This window comes from Microcoleus sp. A003_D6 (assembly GCF_036702825.1).
GTDB lineage: Bacteria > Cyanobacteriota > Cyanobacteriia > Cyanobacteriales > Microcoleaceae > Microcoleus.
Window position 1 is genome coordinate 1 of sequence record NZ_JAUBWA010000113.1, and the last position, 23094, is coordinate 23094.

Genomic DNA, 23094 nt, shown 5'->3' on the forward strand with positions numbered 1-23094 from the left:
GTGATAGCACAGACGTTGATTTTTGTCAAACTTTTTGTTAAGAAAGATGTTTATAAAGCATAGCTTTTTAAGGGGGGTTAGGGGGGATCTGTCTTAAGTGAACGGTATTTAGCAATTCCGGCCTTACTCAAAGTATTAGAATTAAACGGAAGCATTGTCACTATTGATGCCCTGGGCTGTCAGAGGTCAATTGTGAAGTCAATTGTCGAACAAGGAGGAGATTACGCAATCACATTAAAAAATAACCAGCCATCTCTGTATGCCAGAGTAGAAGAGCTGTTTAAACAAGCAATAAAAAAAGGATTTTCTGGCTTTACACGACAGCTTACTCGACAAAAAAAGAGAGTAATTATGGTCGCTCAAAAATTCGAGATCACTTAATGTTAAGTGATATAAAAGAGTTAGTTGACCCGACAATAAGTGGGAGAAACTTCACAGTATCGGTATGAGAGAATCCGTGCGAATAGTGAAGGGAAAAACAACTATTGAAACTCGCTATTACATTAGTAGCTTAGAAAAAAATGCTCAAAAATTTGGCGAATCAGTCCGCAGTCATTGGGGGATAGAAAATTCTTTACATTGGGTATTAGATGTGGGTTTTTGTGAAGATGATTGTCGGATTAGAAAAGATAATGCTCCGCAAAATTTTGCCATTCTTAGACACATCTCTCTCAATCTTTTGACAAGAGAAACAACCTCAAAAACTGGAGCAAAGAATAAGCGACTTCGAGCCGGGTGGGATGATGACTATTTGACCAAAATTCTCGCTGTTTCAGTTGACTAAATTCTCATAAATAACTCATTACTAACTATTATGCAACTTATCAACAGTGGTTGTAAGCTTTTTATTGCCTCAAAAATGGCAGCAAGTAAAAACCAGCATTAATCAGTTCCTCTTTTGTCTAAAAAGTCATTACAAAGTGTGTCTATAGCTTCGGAAAATGGTGAATTTATCTTAAAATATACTAACCACCGATGAACAGTGTTCAATAAGATGCGTTCCCTCTGGGTTCTAAGCTGTAGGTTTGTACGATCGGAGGTGAGGTGAGATTTTTGGCAATGGTGTATTGATTGCGAAACTGTACCAGTTCGCTAAAGGTGGGATAGTCATTTTTCAGGAGTTTGATGATGACAGGTAATTGGTCTTTGTTACGGATGGCTCGATATACTAAGGTGCGACTTCCTGAATAAACTGTGGAGACAATGTGATAGTTGGGAATTTGAACATTTGTCTCAGGATTGCTGTTTTTTTCGGAGTAATTCATGGTCTTTGTTCTTTGATAATTAATCGGTGACGAATGGGTTAAATGAGTCTGAAGGAGCGGGAAAAATTAACTTGTCATTTTGCCTTGATGGGTAAGACGATGAGAAATTCAGTTCCTTCTCCTAGTATAGAGTTGACTTGGATGGAACCGCTATGTTTTTCGACGACAATTTGACGGGCGATCGCCAATCCCAATCCCGTCCCTTTCCCTACAGCTTTCGTCGTAAATAAGTGGTCAAAAATCCTTTCTTTTACTGCTTCGGAAATTCCCAGTCCGTTGTCAGCGATCGCAATCCTGACATACTTATCTTCCAGAGATGTGCTAATTGTAATGCGATTGGGAGCCTGTTTAATCTCATCATAACTGCGTCCCTTATTTGATTCATCTAAAGCATCGATCGCATTAGCAAGAATATTCATAAATACCTGATTTAACTGACCGGGAAAACAATCAATCGCAGGGATATTACCGTAATTTGTGACAACTTCAATCGCGGGACGAGTGTCATTAGCCTTGAGGCGATGGCGTAATATCAAGATGGTGCTATCAATTCCTTCGTGGAGGTTAAATTTTTGTTTTTGGTCGCTATCGGCACGGGAGAAAGTACGGAGACTCTTGCTGATAGACTTGATGCGATCGCCTCCATCCTTCATCGCTCTAATTAACTTGGGTAAATCATCCCGTAAATATTCCAGGTCGATTGTCTCTAATTCTTCTTCAATCTCCGCCCCAGGTTGGGGAAATTTCTCGTTGTAGAGGTCAATCAACCCAAATAGGTCATTGATGGAATCTTGGACAGCACCAACGTTGCCAATAATACAGCCGACGGGATTGTTGATTTCGTGGGCAACTCCGGCGACTAAGTTACCCAGTGCTGACATTTTTTCACTTTGGACTATTTGGAGTTGAGCTTGCTGCAAGGCAAGTTCGGCTTTTTTGCGATCGCTAATATCCAAAAATAATCCATCCCAAACTACTGAATCATCGGCGAATCTTTGGATTTGAGCTTCGCCATGAATCCATTTGACGATTCCAGAGGGGGTGACAATTCGCCCTTCCCATTGCCAAGAAGATCGGGTTTGAATGACTTGAGTTTGGGACTCTAGAAAACTGGCGATGTCATCTGGATGCACTATATTTTGGAAAAACTGCCAATTGGACATAGCTTGCTCTGGGGTAATTTCGAGCAGGCTGTAACAATCGGCACTGATGTAGATCAACGATATAACCCCATCAGGATTCATCCGATATTGATAAACCACTCCCGGCACGTTGTCTACTAAGTTATGAAAGCGAGACTGGGCGGCCTTCAACTCCCAAAGCGATCGCTCTAGCTGTTGGGCATTTTCCTGCGATCGCTCATACAATTGAGCATTTTCCAAAGAAATTGCCGCTTGAGCACAGAGTAAATTTAGCAGTTCCACGCGATCGCTCGTGAACACCCCCATTGTTAACTTATTTTCGAGATATAAAATGCCCAGTAATTTACCTTGATGCAAAATCGGGCTACACAAGATACTTTTGGGCTGCTGACGGATGATATAGGGGTCATTGGCTAAGGTGATATCTGCGATCGCATTAACTAGCACAATAGTCTGCCTGTTGCGCTTGACATTGTAAATGAGCTTGTGGGGAATATCCTGACTGTCTTCAATGGGAAGACTTTGCAATACAATCGGTTGTGTTCCCTGGGTAATTGCGCCTTTAACTAATAGATGATTGTCTTGCAACAGCATTAACACGCATTTATCAGCCCCCGCATTTTCAATAACAATGGAAAGCAACGATGAAAGCAGTTTGGATAGTTCGATTTCGCCAGAAATAGCTTGGGAAGCTTTGAGAATGGAAGCTAAATCTAGAGCCATAGAAGCACTACTACTGGATGTGGCAGAACTGGCAGATGTGACAGTCCCGGTGGTGAAGATGGTTTCATCCGTGGAAAGGGTCGAACGGGTTTGTTGTAATATCGGAGCAAGTAATTGCCGATAGCGTGTTTCTAAGTCGGCGACTTTGGCTTTTGCACCCCAGCGAGAATAGCCATAGTAGGCATGGGTGAGGTAGTCTTGGGCAATTTTTTCTTTGCCCCAATCGAGGTAAAACTTGGCGGCGAGTTCGTTAGCTAACGCTTCTTCATGGGTATAACCGTTGACATTGGCACCAGTAATGGCGCGATCGTAGAGTTCCAGCGCTGTTGCTCGTTGGTGCAGCACCCGCGCGGTTTCAGCCGCAACTAAATCAACCTTGTGCTGAAAATTCTCCGGTGCATGGGTAGCCCAGAGAGTGAGCCGTTGCTGTTGCTGCTCCACATCGGCTAACCGTTGGGCTAACACCGCAGAATCAGCAGTAGGATGCAGGGACAACAGGGCTAATGCCCGATAGAACGGAACCTGAGTCAGGACGAACGATCCACCGATAGCCTGTTCATATTGGGCAGCCAACTCGGCACAGGTAAGCGTGACCTCGTAATCATTAAATAGATAATGCAAGATGGTTTTTGCAGTATAGAACAAAAAGAGTGCTGTAAAGGCCTGGGCTGCCTCCATCGGAGCCACTTGTTCCTGCTCGTTGAATCTCTTCCCAATCAGTTGTTTGGGGTCAGCCACATCCCCCATCAAATTTTCGACAAACTGTCCCCACAAGGAAGTGATAAAGTATGAGATTTCCTGTTGCAAATTATGGGTGAGTTGAATGTAGTAGTCTTGTTTTTTATAAAAATTAGCAAATGGTTCTCCTATAATGCAAATATTCATGCAATACTGAGATGCACAATAACAAGCATATTCAACATCACCTGTTTCTAATCCTGTTTGAACACTGTTAGCCAGACACTCAATGCGATCGCGTTCTCTTTCTTTCCAGTGCCGAATGAAACCATGAAAGACGTTATTAACTTTACAGGTCAACTCAGCATTTTCATTCTGCTCCAACACATACATCGCTAATGTACCAAAGCGATAACCTAATTCGAGATCGGCAGCGGTGGCACAGAGCGACATCCCATAGAGCGAATAAGCTAATGCACCCAAGGCTGAGTTGCCATGAGTGACGGACAGATTCAGCATCGTCACAATTACTTTAGGCAATAATTCAGGATTGGTAAAGAGGGCTGGTGCCCAGAGATTACTCAGTAAGCTCAAAGCTCCTTGGATGCGGCGATCGCTGAGGGCGGGTAGAATGTAGAGCCGATCGATATCGATGTTGGGTAAGGGAGCAGTGTCGATGGTAATTTCCAGTAATGCCAGCACTTCTAGACCCACATCTAACGCGGCGGGAAACTGTTTTTGGGCAACCAACAGTCCAATCCGAATCTCGTAGGCTTTCAAGCGATCGAGAATGGTTTGGGCTTGCTGGATGACGATTTCAATCTGCTGTTCGGCAGCAGCAAATTGGGTATTGAGATAGTAAACTTCCGCCAGCAAGGTGTGCAGTTGCAGCATCAGTGAATAATGGGTTTGCCACGCCTCGGCACTCATTAGACCAAGCGCAGTTTGCAAATAATTACAAGCGGCATCGTATGCCACCGATGCTTTGGCTTTTTGCGCCGCCGCTAAATTCATCTGAGCCAGGTCTTCCCGTTCTTTGGCATCTTGTAGCAAAGGAATTCCCACATTCAACTGGTTAATGATGTTGAACAGGTTTTGCTCTCGCTCTTGTGCCGATATATTCTGCAAAAGTAACTGCCCGATTTTGAGGTGGGTGGCTTGTTTTTCATCCTCTGGAATCAAGGAATAAGCTGCTTGCTGTACTCGGTCATGTAAGAATTTGTAGGTAACAGTTTGTTGATTTTCTTGAGGAATTGCTTGAGTTTCTTGCCCGACATAAAACTTATAAACATCACTAATCGGTAAAATTAACCCTTCTTGTAGTGCTTTCCACAAAGCAGCCGCCGTCTCAATTTCTGATTGTTCTGAAACAATTGCCAATATTTCTAAATCAAAAGAATTGCCAATACAAGCAGCTAGCTGCAATACATCTTGAGTCGAGGGCGGTAGTTTTCCTAACTGCAACGCCATGAATTCAACAACGTCATCCGTAACCGCTTCAGTCTTCACTTGTGCTATGTCACATTGCCAACAGCCTAACTCCACATCAAATTGAATAAATTTTTCTTGATACAATGCTTTGAGAAACTGTGTGGCAAAAAATGGATTTCCCTGAGTTTTTTTAGAGGTTAATCTAGAAAGATTCCATCCCAAATCTTCTGAACATTTGAGCGTGTCAGCAACTAATTGATTGATTGATTGTGGCTTGACTTAATGGTGCTAAAGTAATTGTGTTAATTGTGAAAAGTGTTTTTTGTAGTTCGTTCAAAGTCAATACTAATGGATGTCCTGGTGTCACTTCGTTATCACGGTACGCACCTATGATGAAAAGATAACTTGTCTCAGCTATTAATAGCTGCATTAAATTCAGTGATGCTGAATCTGCCCATTGCAAATCATCTAAAAATATCACTAGGGGATGTTCGGCACTGGTGAAGACTTGAGTAAATTTTTGAAACAGTAAATTAAAGCGATTTTGGGCTGCTGTTCCTGATAATTCTACTGCTGGTGGTTGTTCGCCAATAATTCTTGATAGTTCGGGAATGACTTCAATAATGACTTGCCCATTTTCCCCAACAGCCTCTAAAATCTGATTCTTCCATTGCTTTAGTTGGACATCACTTTCTGTGAATAATTGCCCCATTAAATCCCGAAATGCTTGTACAAAAGCACTGAATGGAATATTGCGTTGAAATTGGTCAAATTTTCCTTTGATAAAATAACCGCGTTGTCGCACAATGGGTTTATGAACTTCGCTGACAACGGCGGTTTTCCCAATACCCGAAAAACCTGCTACCAGCATCATTTCTGTTGCACCCTGACTGACTCGCTCAAATGCTTGCAGTAAAGTTTCTGCTTCGGTTTCTCGTCCGTAGAGTTTGTCGGGGATAATGAAGCGATCGCACACATCACGCTTGGCAATTTCAAAGTCTTCAATCTCACCAGTTGCTCTTAGCTGCTGCAAACTTGTTTCTAAATCAAATTTCAATCCTAATGCACTCTGATATCTGTCTTCAGCATTTTTTGCCATCAATTTCTGGACTATTTTTGATAGCACTGATGGAATAATGGGGTTGATTTCACGTACAATATCTGCTGTTTTAGCAAGATGACAATGCACTAATTCCATTGCTTCATTTGTGGAAAATGGCAATTTTCCTGTGAGTAATTCAAAGAAAGTTACACCCAAAGAATAAAAGTCAGTCCGATAATCAATTCCCCGGTTCATTCTCCCGGTTTGTTCGGGGGAGATATAAGCGAGCGTTCCTTCTAACACATTGGGATTGATTAATGTTTGCGTTTCTCGCGGTAACAAGGAAGCAATGCTAAAGTCAATTAATTTAACTTGTTTGGTTTCGGGATTAATCAAAATATTGCTGGGTTTGATGTCTTTGTGAATAATCCGCTCGCGATACAGTATATCTAAGGCATTGCACAGTGCGATCGCTATCTGTAAAAACTCTGTCAATGAGAAGGTGTTTTTCTCTTTCTGGGCCCATTCGTGAAGAGAAATACCCCCAAAATCTTCCATGACTAACGCATAGCTATTTCGATACTGTTCCAGACTATAAGTTTGGACGATCAGAGGTGAGGTGAGATTTTTAGCAATGGTGTATTGATTGCGAAACTGTACCAGTTCGCTAAAGGTGGGATAGTCGTTTTTCAGGAGTTTGATGATGACAGGTAATTGGTCATTGGTACGGAATGCCCGATATACTAAGGTGCGACTTCCTGAATAAACTGTGGAGACAATGTGATAGTTGGGAATTTGAACATTTGTCTCAGGATTGCTGTTTTTTTCGGAGTAATTCATGGTCTTTGTTCTTTGATAATTAATCGGTGACAAATGGGTTAAATGAGTCTGAAGGAGCGGGAATAATTAACTTGTTTATGCCGCCTTGATGGGTAAGACGATGAGAAATTCTGTGCCTTCTCCTAGTATAGAGTTAACGTTCAGGGAACCGCCATGTTTTTCGAGGACAATTTGACGGGCGATCGCCAATCCCAACCCGGTGCCTTTACCAACGGCTTTGGTCGTAAATAAATGGTCAAATACTCGCTGTTTTACTACCTCAGACATTCCCATTCCATTGTCTCGAATGCGAACGATCGCTTGTTGACCCGAGTCATCCAATTCTGTTTGGATTTCAATTCGGTTCGGATTGGCTGCGATGTCTCCAAAAGTGCGTTTCTGGCTGGCTTCTTCCAGTGCGTCGATCGCATTTGCCAGAATATTCATGAAAACCTGATTCAGTTGTCCGGGAAAACATTCCAGGATGGGGATGTTTCCATAGTTAGTTTCAACTTCGATCGCGGGTCGAGATTCCGAAGCTTTGAGGCGGTGTTTGAGAATCAGAATCGTGCTATCAATGCCTTCGTGAATGTTGAACGGAACTTTGTAGTCTTTATCGGCTCTAGAGAAGGTGCGGAGGCTGGTGCTGATGCTGCAAATGCGATCGACTCCCAGTTGCATCGAACCAATCAGTTTGGGTAAATCTTCGCGCAGGTAATCCAGCTCGATCGCATCAATTTCTTCTTGAATTATGGCGCTGGGATTGGGATATTCTTGCTGATACAAATCGATCAATCCAAAAGTATCTTTAACATAATCCAGAGCGGGTTGCAAATTGCCAGCAATAAAACCAATCGGGTTATTGATTTCGTGCGCCACACCTGCTACCAAATTACCCAAGGCAGACATCTTTTCACTTTGAATTATTTGCAGTTGGGCTTGTTGTAAATTAGTTATGGCCTCTTCCAAAGCTTGCGATTTTTGCTGAATGGCGAGTTCAGCGGCTTTGCGATCGCTAATATCTCGCATCGCCACTACCGCACCAATTTTGTTGCCCAAAGGATCGAAGATCGCTTGCCCGCTAGCTAACAAAAATCTGGTAGAACCTTGCTTCGGCGCAATAATCATTTCTGCATTTTCGACTATTTCCCCTTGAAAGGCACGGAACAGAGGAACTTCCGTTTTTGATAAGAGTGTTTTGCCATCCGGTTGATAGAGATCGAAGTATTCTGCCCACTGTTGTGGCGGTAATGATTCCACTGGTAAGCCATGAAACTCGCGCGTTGCATTGTTGAATAAGATCAAGTTACCGCTGGCATCACAGACCACAATTCCATCTGTAATATTGTGAATTATGGCATTCAAAAACTCTCGTTCTTTCGCTAAAGAGGCTTCGGCTCGTTTACGATCGCTAATATCTATCGTCATCCCATCCCACACAATCGATCCATCGGCTTGCAATTCTGGTCGGGATGCGACTTGAATCCATTTCAGATTGCCAGACGGGGTAACAATCCGCCATTCGTGTTTAAATGGCGTTAGGGTTTGAGCAGAATGTATGAATGCTTGGGTGATTCTTGGACGATCGTCGGGGTGTTGCATCGCTTGAAAGTCTTTTGCTCCCGTCATCAACTCTTCGGGTGTCACCTCATAGAGAGTCGCGCAACCAGAACTAACATAGGGTACTGAAATCGAACCATCAGGAGCGAGCCGAATCTGGTAAATCATTCCAAGCAGGTTATCCGCCATTTTCTGAAAGCGGGCTTCAGTCAAACGCAATTTTTCTAGGGATTGTTCTAACTCTTGCGCGTATTCCTGCGATCGCTGGTAGAGCCGAGCATTTTCTAAAGAGATGGTGGCTTGGGCACAAAGCAAGTTGAGGATATGCAGGCGATCGCGACTGAAGGCACCGATCGTCAGATTGTTTTCCAGATATACAATACCGAGCAACTTTCCCTGATGCAAAATGGGACTGCACAAAATACTTTTGGGTTGTTGCCGCCGGAAATAAGGATCGCTGGCAAATTCAGTGCTAGCAGCAGCATCCATCAACACGACAGGTTCTAAGCGGTTTTTGACAGCGTAAATCAGTTTGAGGGGGATATCCTGGCTTTCCTCCACTGAAATTCGTTGCAAGACTATGGGTTCTGCCCCGACGGTGGCAAGCCCTTTGACTAACAGGCGATCGTCTCGCATCAGCACCAGCACGCACTTGTCGGCTCCTGCATTTTCGATGACGAGTTGCAGCAGAGTCGAGAGGAGTTTGCCTAATTCAATTTCCCCAGAAAGGGTTTGGGAGGCTTTGAGAATAGCAGCTAAATCGAGGGAATCTGAGATGCTGCTGGAGGAAGAACTGGTGGAGGTAACTGTTCCCGCGGCGAAGACAGTTTCATTGACTGAAAAGGCAGAGCGAGCTTGCTGAAGAATTGGGGCAAGCAGTTGAGGATAACGGGTTTCTAAGTCTGCGACTTTGGCTTTAGCACCCCAACGAGCATAGCAATAGTATGCCTCGGTCATGTATTCCTGAGCGATGCGCTGTTTACCCCAGTCGAGGTAGAATTTGGCGGCGAGTTCGTTGGCGAGGGCTTCTTCCTGGGTGTATTTGTTTGCTTTGGCGGTGGCGATCGCGCGATCGTACAACTCTACGGCTTCTCCCCTCTGGTTCCCAACACGGTACCGCTCTGCTTCCACCAAGTCATATTTGTGCTGGAAATTCATGGGAGCGCGAGCTGCCCAGTTCTGCATCTTGGCTTGATTTGCTGCTACATTTGCCAAATATTCAGCATAAGCAGTTGGATTGGAACTAGCCAGTTCAGGACAAACAGCGAGTTTCACCAAAGAATCGTAAAGATAATAAATCGCTATCGTTGGCGTTGCTGATATATTCTTCAGGTGACTTGCACCTTGATTTCCCGCCTCCAGTGCCAGCGCATAACTCTCAAACAGATAGCAAAGATTGAGCTTTTGGACGTAAAATACTGCCAAAGTAGTAAAATCATTATTAGAGCGCAAAAACTCAATTGTTTGATTTTCATCACAGGCTTCACCTGTCAACACACAAGGATCGTCAACCCTTCCTAGCAAATTTAGGACAGGTTGGTGATACATTTGATGCCAGTACAATGCTTTACTTTGACCGAACTTTTGGATGGCCAGCTCGTACTTCTTCATTTCTTCGGCAACCTCGCTTAAAGGATTGCCCAGAAAGTAAGAGTGATAGCAGTACATTAAAGCCGAATAGGAAGCATATTCTAGATCGCCTGTCTCAACTCCCGCTTGATATCCTTCTAGGAGAGGTTGAACTGTTCCCCGCAGATGTTCTTTCCAGAATCGGATGTGACCGTTGAATACTTCCAGAACTCTAGATTTTACGGTTTTATAGTTATAATTATAAATTATATCTAAGGCAAGTTTACCAATAAAATAGCCTTCTTCAATTTCATCCATATCGACCAGCATAAATCCAAAGCAAGCATAAGCGTAGGGAGACCAAGCAAGGCGACCCTTTTGGATGGATAGTTCTATCTTTTGGGAGAGAATCAGAACAAACAGTCTGATATTAGTGAAGTAAGCTGCTGGTACAATGAGCATTAGCAGATCCATGATGGCAATGCTTGCGGGATCGTCCATTTCCGGCTGGTTAAGTAACTCTTCCCTGCTGCGAGAGAAGATGCAATGTCTGGTTTTCTCTATCGCCTGTCGAACATCGTTTGAGGTAATTTTTTCGGGGAAAAAGACTCCTAATTCTTGCAGCACCTTCAAGCTAATATTTGTGACTTCAGCCAACTGATTTTGGGCAATTAAGATTTGAATTTTAACTTGATAAAGCTTGATTTTGTCTAGCAAAATATCCATATTTTGCATAGCACTATCGATCAGTTTGTTCGCTTGTTCGCAGTCACCGCTTAAATAGTTAACCTCTGCACCTGCTTCATAGAGAGCTTTAGCTAGAAGATACTGGTTTTGCCAACAGTCGGAACTTAAAAGCTCCAATCCCTTTGCTAAATACTTCTTTGCTGCGGCGTAAGCTGTTGAGACTTTGGCTTTTTGGGCAGCCATTAAGTTCAACTGTGTCAGTTCCTCGCGTTGAGACTCCTTGGTGATTAAATGGCTTCCTTGATTGAGCTGGCTGACGATTTTAAAGACTTTCTCTTCTCGCTCTTCAATGCGAGTGCCCCCCAGCAAAAGTTGTCCGATGCGAAGATGAGTAATTCCTTTTTGTGCCTCGGGAATCAGGGAATAGGCGGCTTGTTGGACGCGATCGTGCAGAAACTTGTAGGTCAGTAATGGGGAATGGGTGATGGGTGATGGGATTGATTCATACCGATTCCCGATTCCCGATTCCCGATGACCGTCTGCTTGATAAAACTTATAGATTTCGCTTAGCGGCAGGATTAGCCCTTCCTGCAATGCCTTCCACAAATTCGCTGCGGCTTCGGTTTCCGATTGTTCTGAGACGATCGCCAACGTATCCAAATCAAACTGATTGCCAATACACGCGGCAAGTTTGAGGACATTTTGAGTGGCTTCTGGCAACTTTTGAAGCTGAATTGCCATGAACTCTACAACATCATCCGTGAGCGCGAGCGATCGCACCTGCGACACATCGCACTGCCAATAGCCTGCACCCCAATCAAAGCTAATCAGTTTATCTTCATACAACGCCTTGAGAAACTGCGCGGTAAAGAACGGGTTGCCCTGAGTTTTTTGGTAGATTAATTCAGTTAATGGCAAAGCCATTTCTGCTGAACAAGTCAAGGTATCGGCAATCAAACGATGCACATTTGCTTGATTTAAGGGTACCAGCGTCAGAGTGTTGACGATCGCCTCTGCCTTCTGTATCTCTCCTAGCGTCAGCATCACAGGATGCGCTGGCGACACCTCATTATCGCGATACGCTCCAATCAGCAGCAGGTAGCCGATTTCACTCTGGCTCATCAACACCTGCATCAAGCTCAAGGAAGCCGAATCTGCCCACTGCAAGTCATCCAAAAACATCACCAGTGGATGCTCTTTAGTCGCGAATACCCCAATAAACTTCTGAAACAGAAAATTAAACCGATTCTGCGCGGCACTGCCTGAGAGTTCAGGAACGGGCGGTTGCTTGCCAATGATGCGCTCTAATTCTGGGATCGCCTCGATCGCCACTTGCCCGTTTTCACCCAATGCGTTCAGGATGCAGTTTTTCCACTGCAACAGTTGCTCGTCGCTTTCACTCAGCAACTGTCCCATCAAATCCCGCAGGGCTTGCACAAACGCAGACAGGGGAATGTTGCGGTTGAACTGGTCATACTTGCCCTTGATAAAGTAGCCTCTTTGACGGACGATCGGCTTGTGTACTTCATTAACCACGGCTGTCTTGCCGATACCAGAAAAGCCCGCAACCAGCAGCAGTTCAGTCTTGCCCTCACTGACGCGGTTAAACGCACTCAGCACCTCAACGACTGCCGCTTCTCTGCCGTAGAGACGTTCGGGAATCAAAAAGCGATCGGATATGTCGCGCTGTCCCAGCGTAAACCGGGCATAGTTTCCCTTCTCTTGAGATTGAGTCAGACATAGTTCCAGGTCATGCTTCAGCCCTAATGCGCTTTGGTAGCGGTCTTCGGCGTTCTTCGCCATCAACTTGGCGACGATTTCCGAGAGAATCGGTGGAATAGCGGGATTGAGGCTGTGGATGGATGGCGGTTGCTTTACCAGATGACAATGCACCAATTCCATCGGATCGCTGGACCCAAAGGGCAGTTGCCCCGTTAGCAGTTCAAAGAACGTCACGCCCAGTGAGTAGAAATCGCTGCGGTAGTCAATTGCCCGGTTCATGCGTCCAGTCTGTTCGGGGGAGAGGTAAGCCAGAGTACCTTCGAGAATGTTCGGGCTCTGAATTTCTGGCGTTTCGCGCGGCAGCAGCGAGGCAATGGAGAAGTCAATTAGCTTGACTTGCTTGGTGTCTGGGTTAATCAGGATATTGGCAAGTTTGATGTCTTTGTGGACGATCCGGTTAAGGTAGAGGTCGTGCAGGATGTCGGAGATTTGCAGCGCGATCGGGCAGAATACATTGAGGCCCAGGGGTTTGCCCAGCGCGAACTGGCGCAGCGAGATGCCGCCAAAGTCTTCCATCACCAGAGCGTAGCCGTTACGGTAGGGTTCGAGACTGTAGGCTTGAATGATGCCGATCGAGCTCAGATGTTTGGCAATGGTGTATTGATTGCGAAACTGCACGAGTTCGCTGAAGGTAGGATGCTCCTCCCTCAACACTTTGATGACTGCGGGTTGCTGGTCTGCTGTTCTCCGTGCCCGGTATACGAGCGTGCGGGAGCCGGAGTAGAGTTGCTCCGTGATGTCATAGTTGTCAAGGGCGATCGCGCGGAGCGTAAGCATAAAACCCCTCAATTTATCTTACAAAATCAGTTTCCTTGCGCCGAATTCCCCGCTTGATATTTAGGGGGAAAAAGAATAACACAATCTAATTCCTAAAGTAACATTCCTGGGGCTGAGTTAAGATTATCTTAATTAATTATTTACAAATAATTCACGCAATAACGCTGTTTGTTGAGCCTAAGTAAGTAAGCACGGCGCCGCGTACAGTACATTTACGGATATTTCAAATTAAGCTAAAAAATACGCAACTGCGATACTTATACCAATTTTAAAAAAGAATGCAACAGTATTCTTGTTCCCCCGGCAATGCAGCGGGGGGGCTAGGCGGGTCGAAGAGTGTTGCACGATTTTAGAGAAATGGTATTAGTTTATAATTGATGCTGGCTGGTACGTTTTTCGGTGTTGGTTAGAATACTTTGGGTTGAAATACGGGAAAGTAACTGTTGGGATACCTCCCCATCCATTGATGTCAACTTAACGCCAAACAGAGAGTCGGACAGGTGTTAAAACCCCTGTCTCAAAGCTAAATTCCTCCCTAGGAGGACTGATGAGTTTAAACTTTCTTCTTCAGTCCTATGCAAGAGGAGTTTAGCTATTAGCCAGGGACTTCAGTCCCTGGCGGGCTTTCGGTTTAAGTTGACACCAATGCTCCCCATCACACGTCTCAAAATTGTTCTAACTGCGGTGAAAAAGTGCAAAAGTCCCTATCTACTCGCACTCATGTAACAAAAACGATCGCCGCAAGCTGACTTTGACTTACACCCTGCACGATTCCTAAATAATTGTTGCCTGACTTAATTGCCGCAGAAGCGATGCTTGCACCTGCATCCAACTGCAAACTCACAGCTTCAAAAGTCAAGTTTGCAAATGCGATACCGTCGGTTAAACCAATTTTATCCCCAGCAACAAAATCGGTAATAACATCAGCATTTGTTAAAGTAGCTGAAGCCGATAAACCTCCAGCCAGAATAAACGTATCATTTCCGCCGCCGCCTGTCAGAATATCTTGACCGCGATCGCCCGCCAACAAATCGTCGCCGTTACCGCCAATCAAGACATCATCTTCTTTGCCGCCGCGAATAGTATCGTTACCGTCAGATCCGATTAGTCGATCGTTATCGTTGTTACCGCTGATAAAATCATTGCCAATACCGCCATCAATTGAATCTGATTCTTTGCCTCCCGATAAGCTGTCATTGCCACCTGCGCCGCTAATTGTATCTGCACCTTGCATTCCATTAATGCTATCAGCACCTTCTCCCCCGCTGATATTATCTTTGCCGGAAAGGGCAAAAATTGGCAATCCGGCAGAATTTGCCGGCAACAGAGTATCCCCACTGTCAGATAGGAAATAATTGCCGTCGCTGGCTGTATTTTTGGGTGCTGTCGTCGGGCTGCCGTCCCCTGTAGCATTGGCGATCGGCGAAGTAATGGCTACCAATGTGTTGGGAGTTGGTGTGGGAGTTGGTGTGGGAGTCGGTGTGGGAGTCGGTGTGGGAGTTGGTGCGGGATTGACACTACCGTCAAGAGAAGTAGCAAAAACTTGCGTCCAATAGTGATTCCAATTTTCTGTACCAGTATCGTCGGCTAAGAAATAGTAACCGATCCCAATTTCTTTCAGCTTAGGATCGAGGATATTGGCACGGTGGCCGGGACTGTTCATCCACCCTGCTATGACTTGTTCTGGTGTAGAATATCCCACACCAATATTTTCCGCTGCCTCCGAAAATTTATAGCCCGTTGTAGTAATGCGACTGGTTAATGACGAACCATCTTTTCCGGTATGAGAAAAGAAGTCTTGCAGTGCCATGTTTTGGCTGTGAGTTTCCGCCGCATTTAGTAACTGAGTATTTAAGGTTAGCGGGGACAAACTCAATTTGCTGCGTTCTATGTTGGTAAGTTCTAAAACTCTATAAATAAAGTTTTGATTGGTTGTAGTTGGTGCGACTTGAGAGGCCGATCGCTCTCCTGTTAAAATGTCCGAGGACTGAGAAGCTGAATTTTGTAGTTGTTCGAGCATGGGGATGATAAATAGTTTTAAGACTTGGCGAAAGCTGGTAGATGGCTTACCGTCTTAACGATAGTTTCCCCGATCGCTAGCTGGTTGGGTACAATTCAATAATTGTGTTAATCCCTGCCGCTGCTTTATCTATTTTGATTATAGCTTTTGTCAAAGTGCGGATGTCAAGATCCCGGCTCTGGTTGGGAAAGGGAAAAGTGCGACTTTGAGGAGAGTTTTCAGGGATTTTGCGATCGCCCGTGACATCAATACAATTTTAGATTTTAGATTTTAGATTTTAGATTTTTCCTGATGAGTAAGGTTTACGTTACGCACCCAGCCAGCGGGCTGGCTGGCTAGAAACCCGGTTTCTACGAGTTTTGCCGACTGTCACGAGAAATATAGGCAGAAACCGGGTTTATGAATTCTGCGGATCGCGAACTTAGTTTTTAATAGAATCCTCATACCAATTTAATGTGAAGTTGCACATATCTCGATCCCCCTAAATCCCCCTTAAGAAGGGGGACTTTGAGAAGAATCTTGTCCCCCCCTTATTAAGGGGGGCTAGGGGGGATCGGATTCTACGGGGCCTCATAAAAAATTGGTATCAGAAATAATTCTAAATTAATTCAAAATTCACAACCGCGCAGGGTTCGTTGTTCGCGATCGCCAAAGCAATCTCAAGATTTCAAACTATTTTCTTGTCCGACTTTAGCCTGCTGAGCAACTTGCTCAACCTCATCTTTGGCGAGAATTTCTAAAGCCGCCTCTGCTTCTGTACCGCCCAACCGCCCGAGAGCTTGGGCAACTCTGTAACGGATCTGCCAATCTGCATTGGAAGCGTAAGGAAGCAGCAGCGGCAGGGCCCGTCGATCTCCCAATTCACCGAATGCGCTGATGGCAATGGTTTGGATCAATTCGTTTTCAGAAGTCAGGGCATTTTCTAAAATCGGAAAAGCTTTCGGATCTCCCATTTCTCCCAAAGCAGCGACAATGCTCAGTTGCACCAGCCATTCAGAGGTACTGCTATAAACTTGCTGCAAATCTTCTAAAGCCTCGGTTAATTTCAATGCGCCCAAAGCATCGGCTGCTGCTGCTTGCACGTCGGGTTCGGGGTCGTTGTTCAAGCTGTTTAACAGTACCTCTAAAGCGTTCGGCAGATTCTGCGTACCGAGGGTTGATAATTGGCTGACTGCTGCGTAGCGAACCCGGACGTTTTTGTCGCCGATCGCAATTTGAATCAGTTTATAGGCGATCGCGGGTTCTAGTTGCCGCAGTTGGTTGACTGCTCGCAGTCTTTCGCCAAAATCCTCGGAATTCAGCAATTGTTCGACAGACTCAGGGGTAATGCTCATCGGATTTTAGATTTTAGATTTTAGATTTTAGATTTGGTAATTGGTAATTGCCAAAAGTCAGCGAGATTGAAAGAGCGATTCCCTACGGGATAGCTTCGCTTCACGACTCATTTTCTGATACAGTCCTGGAACTGCAAAAGTTAATTAAGATTCGGCCGCCATCGATCGGATAATATCTCCCCTAGTGAGGATGCCGATTACTTTGCCCGCAGTATCGACCACCGGCAATCGGTGGATACTGCGATCGTGCATCAGTTTGGCAGCTTCTTGGACAGATTTGTCGGGTTCGATGGTAACTGGCTCTGTACTCATCGCTTCTCCTACTGTTTGTCCTAAAGCTTTGTGGAGCTCTCGCTCGTAACGAGATGGATTTTCCAAATAAATCACGCTGTCGAGCACCATGATGTAAGCGGGCGGAGTTACGCCAGTTTCGCGCCACATCAAGTCGGTTTCGGAGATGACTCCTACCAACAAGTCATTCTCATCTACGACGGGAAGACCGCTAATGCGTCGATCGGCTAAAATTTTAATCGCTTCGTTCAAGGGCATTTCGGGTCGCGCCAAAATCGGCTCGCGGCTCATTACATCGGCTACAGTTTTTGGCATGATTAGCGGTTGATTTAGTTGTTGCTCTAAATCGATCATATCGGGAAATGGCGGCACAGACTGAAGAAAGGCAGCTCTGCTGAAGGGGTTCGTTAGAAGGTAGAAGGAAGGAAAAATTTTGAGTGCCAGAATTTTGCTGTTTTTTTCATCGCCTGTGTGGAATTCTGTCGTTTGTCGATCGCACGCGGGCGATCGACCTGACCGGGAATTTGGGTGCAAGCCCCTTCTTCAGTGGCTGGCTTTAATTAGACTTCTTGAAAAAGCGTTCCGACGTTCGCTCATGGTTGTGGTATAATCAGGTAGGAGGATAGAGCAAATGTTTAATTTAACCTACGAATTCAAACTCAAACCAACGGCAGGACAAATAGCAATCTTTGAAGATTGGCTAGAACAATGCCGTCGCGTATACAACTACGCATTGGCAGAGCGTAAACATTGGTTTGAGTCTCGTAGTTGTCGAATTAACGCTTGCTCTATCCGCTCTGAGTTCATCATTCCAGCCCAAACAAAACGACCAACTTATGCAAGCCAGTGCAAAAGTTTAACTACGGCTAGGGCAAACATACCCACTTTGGCTGCCGTCCAAGTACACGTCTTACAGCAAACACTCAAAAGGCTTGAAAAAGCGTTTGTGAGTATGTGGGAACAAAAACACGGTTTTCCCCGCTTTAAGAAAGCAGGAACAATGCGATCGTTTGTGTTCCCACAATTGGGGGTTAACCCCGTCCAAAATCAAGCGGTGAAGCTCCCTAAAATTGGTTTGGTTAAGTTCCATCAATCACGGACTATCCCTGATGGTGCAACGATTAAGCAAGCAAGGATAGTCCGTAGGGTTAGCGGTTGGTACGTGATGTTAACCCTACAATGGGACGTTTCAGTACCCAATCTAATGCCCCACGGTGAAGGTATCGGAATTGATGTGGGACTAACTAATTTTTTAGCAACTTCTAACGGTCTTTTAGTCAAGCGCCAAAGATTTTTTAAAGACGCAGAACGCAAGCTTAAATTGCTGCAACAACGTGTCTGTCGTAAAAAACTAGGTTCTAACAATTGGCGTAAAGCTCAGAAGAATGTCGCAAAGCTGCATGAGTACGTTGCTAACTGTCGGAAAGATTGGCATCGTAAATTATCTCATCAAATCTGCCAAAACGTGGGAATGATTTTCGTTGAGGATCTGAATCTGATTGGGCTCTCTAGGGCGATGCTGGGGAAACACTGCTTAGACGCAAGCTGGGGTCAGTTTTTCACTATCCTAGAGCAAACTTGTTTGAAATATGGCGTGTACTTTCAGAAGGTAAGCGCCTACAAGACAAGCCAAACTTGTCCCCACTGTTTAACAGAAACAGGTAAGAAGCAGCTCTGTGAACGTACTCATTCATGCTCAAATTGTGGCTATACGACAGATAGAGATGTTGCAGCAGCTCAAGTAGTTCTAATTAGAGGACTTGCAGCCGTAGGGCATACGGTCAAGATGCTTTCTGAGGGTAAATTCGTCGGAATCCCTGCGAAGAAAGAATCCCCATGCCTTTAGGCTGGGGTATGTCAAAAGATTGTTAAGATATATTAAACAGCCGATAAATCCTTACCGATGTCAGAATCTCCAGCCCCAGAACCAGACTCCCAACCAGAACCGCGCTGTGTATTGGTTTGCCAGTATCAATCTTGCCTGAAAAATGGTTCAGCAGCAGTGCTAGCTGCTTTTGAAGCCCAACAAGTTGCAGGGGTGAAAGTGGAGGCCTGTAGTTGTCTGGGACAGTGCAACATTGGCCCGACTGTGCTAGTTACCCCAGAAAACATTTGGTATTGTCGAGTTAAACCGAGTGATGTACCGTTGATTGTGGAAGAACACCTCAAAGAGGGAAAACCTGTAGAGGCGCTCTTCAATCCGAGAATTCATATGCGTTATTATTATTAGTTTTGACTTGATTCGGTAGAATTTTTAATACCACATCCACATTCTCTACCCTTCCAAATTATTCGGGTAATAAGCTGGTAGGCAGCTAAACCGGACAAAGTGAATCAGAGAAAATTTTGCTCTTGCTAATTAGGTTAAAATGACAGCAACTTCTACCCTTTCTGCAATTTGTTGCTATAAATAGCACGCGATATATTGAGAGACACGACTTGACATCATGGGTGTCCACTTAAGTTGAAGACCGCCTGGGACTGTTCTATTCTTTCACTTACCGGAGGTGTGAACATACTTTTTGACCGCTACTCTGAGGTAAAAACCCTCTGACTGTCAGGCAGAGAGAGGGTCGCGACTATCTACGCCTTAAAAGAGGTCGTGTTTGCCTGTATCCGCACCTAGCTCAATTCGTGCTGGACAATAGGCTGCTGGAACGTTGCAATAGCGACATTCCCAGTGACTTGGCGCTTGAGGTGGAGGAGTTGATCCACTAATTATGGCAACAGTTTGGAGGAAGAAATCCTTGAATTCACTGTCAACATCTAATGGAGAAATTTCTACTATTTCATCGGGATACACCAGCCGCCCTGCGGGAGTCTGACCTTGGCAGAGAAGTTTGCCTTTTGGCGAGAGAGGAAACAGCAGCATATAAATTAGCACTTGATACTTGTGTGCAATTTTCTGCTTGCCGGATTTACAATCTTCTATGATGATCTGACCAAAATCATTCACTACAATGTCCGGCTTGCCACCGATGTCGCAAGTCTTGCCGTTAATTGTGAAGGAGTTATCATCCTCAACGTACACAGCAGACCCTTGGGCTTGATGTTGCATTTTCTGTTGGATTACCATCTTGTCATGTGCAGAGGAGTCAAAATCACTGGGTTGTTTGGGGAACTGGTAGTGAGCCAACGACCATGCTGTGAACTGGCACTGCTTTTCTTGAGCCATTAACCCAGAAAGCCCAGTCACCCAGATAAAAGGTTTTGAACGTTTTTTAGCAGCGGGTTGAGTAGTTTTGGTTTCCTTGAGGAGTTTGGTAGATGTTGATTGCTGAGTGGTCTTTGATTTTCGAGGGGAAGAAATTGAGAAAGCTTGTCCTGATGCTTCGGGAAAAAGAGAAAGTTGTCGTATTTCCATAATTTGAATGCCTCAAATTCACTGGGAGGGGTTATTGAATTTACCTTTCAATCCACAATAAACTTGATTTTTCTCAAAGTCAGTTACCGATTGCTTACACTTAGAATCCAATTAAGTGTAAGGTTAGTTACACTTAGAGAGGGAAATTTATCCTAATCTAAAATATTTCCTACTGTTAATGAGACTATTTATGTCATGGATTAATTTTTTGAGAGTAATGGCTGATGATTTTGATTTATCTCCCGAGCAGACAGAAGTTTTTCTAATTCGCTTTGATGAGGAAAATAAACAAAAGGCTGAGAAGGAGATGGAAAAACTTTTTTTAGAAAATCAAGGCTTAGATAAGCCAGCTTATGAAAAACGAAGGAAAGGCATCTATGGCAAGTTTACTTGGGGTAAACAAAAACCAAACGGTTCTCGTGAACTCATTAACGCTGGCCCACACAAAGCAAAAAAATTACGAAAATGGCTAGAAAGCAAGTACGACGAGCAGCAAGTGATACAGGAATCAGACTCCCATTCTTCCACCGCAACCGTTGTGGACGCGACAGCTATAGACTGGCGCAGACAGTTTCGATCGCTGATTGACATTAAGACAGAAGGTTTCGTAGGCCGCCAATACGTCTTCGATAAGATTGAAAATTTCCTGACCAACAAGCCCAATGGTTATTTCACCATCGAAGGCGACCCGGGCATGGGTAAAAGTACAATACTCGCCGAGTACGTCCGACGACATGAATGCGTAGCCCATTTCAACGATCGCCTGGGAAGTATCAATCGCACTAGCCAATTCCTAGAGAGTGTCTGCACGCAACTGATCGCCAAATACCGCTTGCCCTACTCGGAGTTGCCGCCCGATGCCAATCAAAACAAGGCTTTCTTGGAAAAATTACTGTCTGAAGTCAGCGAACAACTCAAGCCGGGAGAACGACTGGTAATTGTTGTCGATGCGCTGGATGAGGTTGACTTGGAGAGCCAGGACAAAAGTGCCAACATCCTATACCTGCCCCGCTACTTGCCCAAGAATGTTTACTTCGTGATTTCACGGCGGCGGGGGGTCGATCTTCTCTTTGTGGTTGACACGCCGAAGCACCTGTTTGACCTGATGGCAAAGGAATACGCTGACCGTAGCTTACAAGATGTCCAGACCTATATTCGGCAGCACGTTAATCAGCATGAGCGACTGCGCCAGTGGATTGAGGCTAACAGCTTGACAGTGGAAGATTTCATCACCCAACTAGCCGACAAGAGCGAAAACAACTTTATGTATCTGCGCTGCGTGCTAGTAGAAATTGAGGATGGGATTTACCAAGACTCAACTATCGAAAGCTTGCCCCAAGGTCTAGAAAATTATTACAAAGATCATTGGCGACTCATGGGCATGACCAGCGACCCGCCACCGCTCACCAAGTTCAGAATTGTCTACGTCCTATCAGAAAATCCCGAACCTATCCCTTATAGGGACATTGTTCAAATCATCAAGTCTACGGGAGAACAAGAGGCTGAATTTAACGTGCAATACGTACTTGAGAAATGGAAACAGTTTTTACACAACCCAATCATGTACGGGCAAACCTTCTACAGGTTTTATCATGATAGCTACCGTCGGTTTCTCGAAAACCGCGAGGATGTAAAGGCAGCAGGGATAACAATTGAGGACATAAAAACCCTAATGCCAGATAGTGAATGGCAGGAGTTGTACGGCGATGGGTAGGTTAGCAGAACGCTTAAAGCAACTACCGCAAGGCAGCCGAATTTATAAATTGAAGGCTCTACCAAAGCTGCTGGCACAGGCTTCACAAGTAGATCGACTGTACATCCTGCTAACAGATTTTGATTTCATTGAAGCTAAGATTTCTGAATTAGGGCCACAACCACTGATTGAGGATTATGACTTGGCTTTCACTCCTGACATCTTAAATTCTGAAGAGTGGGTTAAGAGTAAGGGTGAGAATCTGAGAATAATTCAAAGTGCGCTGCGGTTGTCCGCGCATATCCTGGAGCAGGATAATACGCGATTAACGGCACAACTGCTGGGACGCTTGTCGCCATTGGAGGCATCTGAGATTAAACCACTATTGGAACAGGCAGCAAAGCAGTGTCAATTACATACCAAGTTGCGCCCCTTGACCCCCAGCCTAACGCAACCTAGCAACCGATTGGTACGAACTCTGGTAGGTCATACCAGAACCGTTACAGATGTAGTAGTAACACCAGACGGACAACACGCTATATCCGCTTCAGTTGATCGAACTCTTAGAATCTGGAATCTGAAGACTGGGGAAATGTTACAAACTCTTGAAGACCATACAATAGAGATGACGGCAATAGTAGCCAAATCTGCAATGGCAATTGCAATAACGCCAAAGGGCTGTCGCGCTATTTCTGCCTCGGCTGATGCTGTCAGTGTCTGGAACTTAAAAAATACGACCAAAGAGCGAACCTTCAAAGACCCAACAAGTAATGGCTGGTCAGTAGCAATTACCCCAGATGGGCAGTTGGTTATCTCGGCTTTTGGTGCCTATGCTCTCAAACTGTAGTTTAGACTAACTAAAGATGAGAACGGTGGCAAAAGAAGAACTAGAGCCACCGCGCCGGGAGAGAATGAGG

9 protein-coding genes and 3 pseudogenes are annotated in these 23094 nt (G+C 44.9%); 5 read left to right on the forward strand and 7 right to left on the reverse strand.

What is annotated here, in order from left to right:
- Nucleotides 1-96: 96 nt before the first annotated feature.
- A pseudogene (locus QUB70_RS25065) lies at nt 97-784 on the forward strand (ISAs1 family transposase); the annotation flags it as partial.
- A 211-nt stretch (nt 785-995) separates the two neighbouring features.
- Here QUB70_RS25065 and QUB70_RS25070 read toward each other — a convergent pair.
- The 6 genes and pseudogenes from QUB70_RS25070 to QUB70_RS25110 form a co-directional block, all read right to left on the reverse strand.
- A pseudogene (locus tag QUB70_RS25070) lies at nt 996-1265 on the reverse strand (hypothetical protein); the annotation flags it as partial.
- 74 nt (nt 1266-1339) lie between these two features.
- Nucleotides 1340-7121: pseudogene (locus tag QUB70_RS32775) on the reverse strand (trifunctional serine/threonine-protein kinase/ATP-binding protein/sensor histidine kinase).
- 75 nt (nt 7122-7196) lie between these two features.
- The gene (locus QUB70_RS25090; RefSeq protein WP_332984135.1) at nt 7197-13475 is read right to left on the reverse strand and encodes a trifunctional serine/threonine-protein kinase/ATP-binding protein/sensor histidine kinase; all 6279 of its coding nucleotides are present in this window, start codon (nt 13473-13475) and stop codon (nt 7197-7199) included.
- A 718-nt stretch (nt 13476-14193) separates the two neighbouring features.
- Entirely contained in the window at nt 14194-15495 is a 1302-nt protein-coding gene (locus tag QUB70_RS25100) for a CAP domain-containing protein (protein WP_332984136.1), read from the reverse strand.
- Nucleotides 15496-16154: 659 nt separating this feature from the next.
- Nucleotides 16155-16829 carry a phycobilisome degradation protein NblB gene (nblB, locus tag QUB70_RS25105; protein ID WP_332984137.1) on the reverse strand — a complete coding sequence of 225 codons (675 nt, stop codon included), beginning with the start codon at nt 16827-16829 and terminating at the stop codon, nt 16155-16157.
- A gap of 144 nt (nt 16830-16973) precedes the next feature.
- Nucleotides 16974-17435 (reverse strand): CBS domain-containing protein, encoded by a 462-nt coding sequence (locus QUB70_RS25110; protein ID WP_332984147.1) that lies wholly within the window; start codon nt 17433-17435, stop codon nt 16974-16976.
- 316 nt (nt 17436-17751) lie between these two features.
- Here QUB70_RS25110 and QUB70_RS25115 point away from each other — a divergent pair, with 316 nt between their 5' ends.
- Together QUB70_RS25115 and QUB70_RS25120 are read left to right on the forward strand one after the other, a co-directional pair.
- Nucleotides 17752-18966: an RNA-guided endonuclease InsQ/TnpB family protein gene (locus tag QUB70_RS25115; protein ID WP_332984140.1), complete on the forward strand. Its 1215-nt coding sequence runs from the start codon at nt 17752-17754 to the stop codon at nt 18964-18966.
- A 57-nt stretch (nt 18967-19023) separates the two neighbouring features.
- On the forward strand, nt 19024-19350 hold the full coding sequence (locus tag QUB70_RS25120) for a (2Fe-2S) ferredoxin domain-containing protein (protein WP_332984142.1): 327 nt from the start codon (nt 19024-19026) through the stop codon (nt 19348-19350).
- Nucleotides 19351-19710: 360 nt separating this feature from the next.
- On the opposite strand, the gene QUB70_RS25125 is transcribed toward QUB70_RS25120, so the two are convergent.
- A complete protein-coding gene (locus QUB70_RS25125) occupies nt 19711-20484 on the reverse strand; it encodes a CRISPR-associated protein Cas4 (RefSeq protein ID WP_332984144.1) in 774 nt (257 codons plus the stop codon).
- A gap of 190 nt (nt 20485-20674) precedes the next feature.
- Here QUB70_RS25125 and QUB70_RS25130 point away from each other — a divergent pair, with 190 nt between their 5' ends.
- Together QUB70_RS25130 and QUB70_RS25135 are read left to right on the forward strand one after the other, a co-directional pair.
- On the forward strand, nt 20675-22198 hold the full coding sequence (locus tag QUB70_RS25130) for an ATP-binding protein (protein WP_332984145.1): 1524 nt from the start codon (nt 20675-20677) through the stop codon (nt 22196-22198).
- Complete coding sequence (locus tag QUB70_RS25135; RefSeq protein ID WP_332984146.1) at nt 22191-23024, forward strand: WD40 repeat domain-containing protein; 834 nt, start codon at nt 22191-22193, stop codon at nt 23022-23024. Before QUB70_RS25130 ends, QUB70_RS25135 begins: the two co-directional genes overlap by 8 nt.
- Nucleotides 23025-23094: the final 70 nt, after the last annotated feature.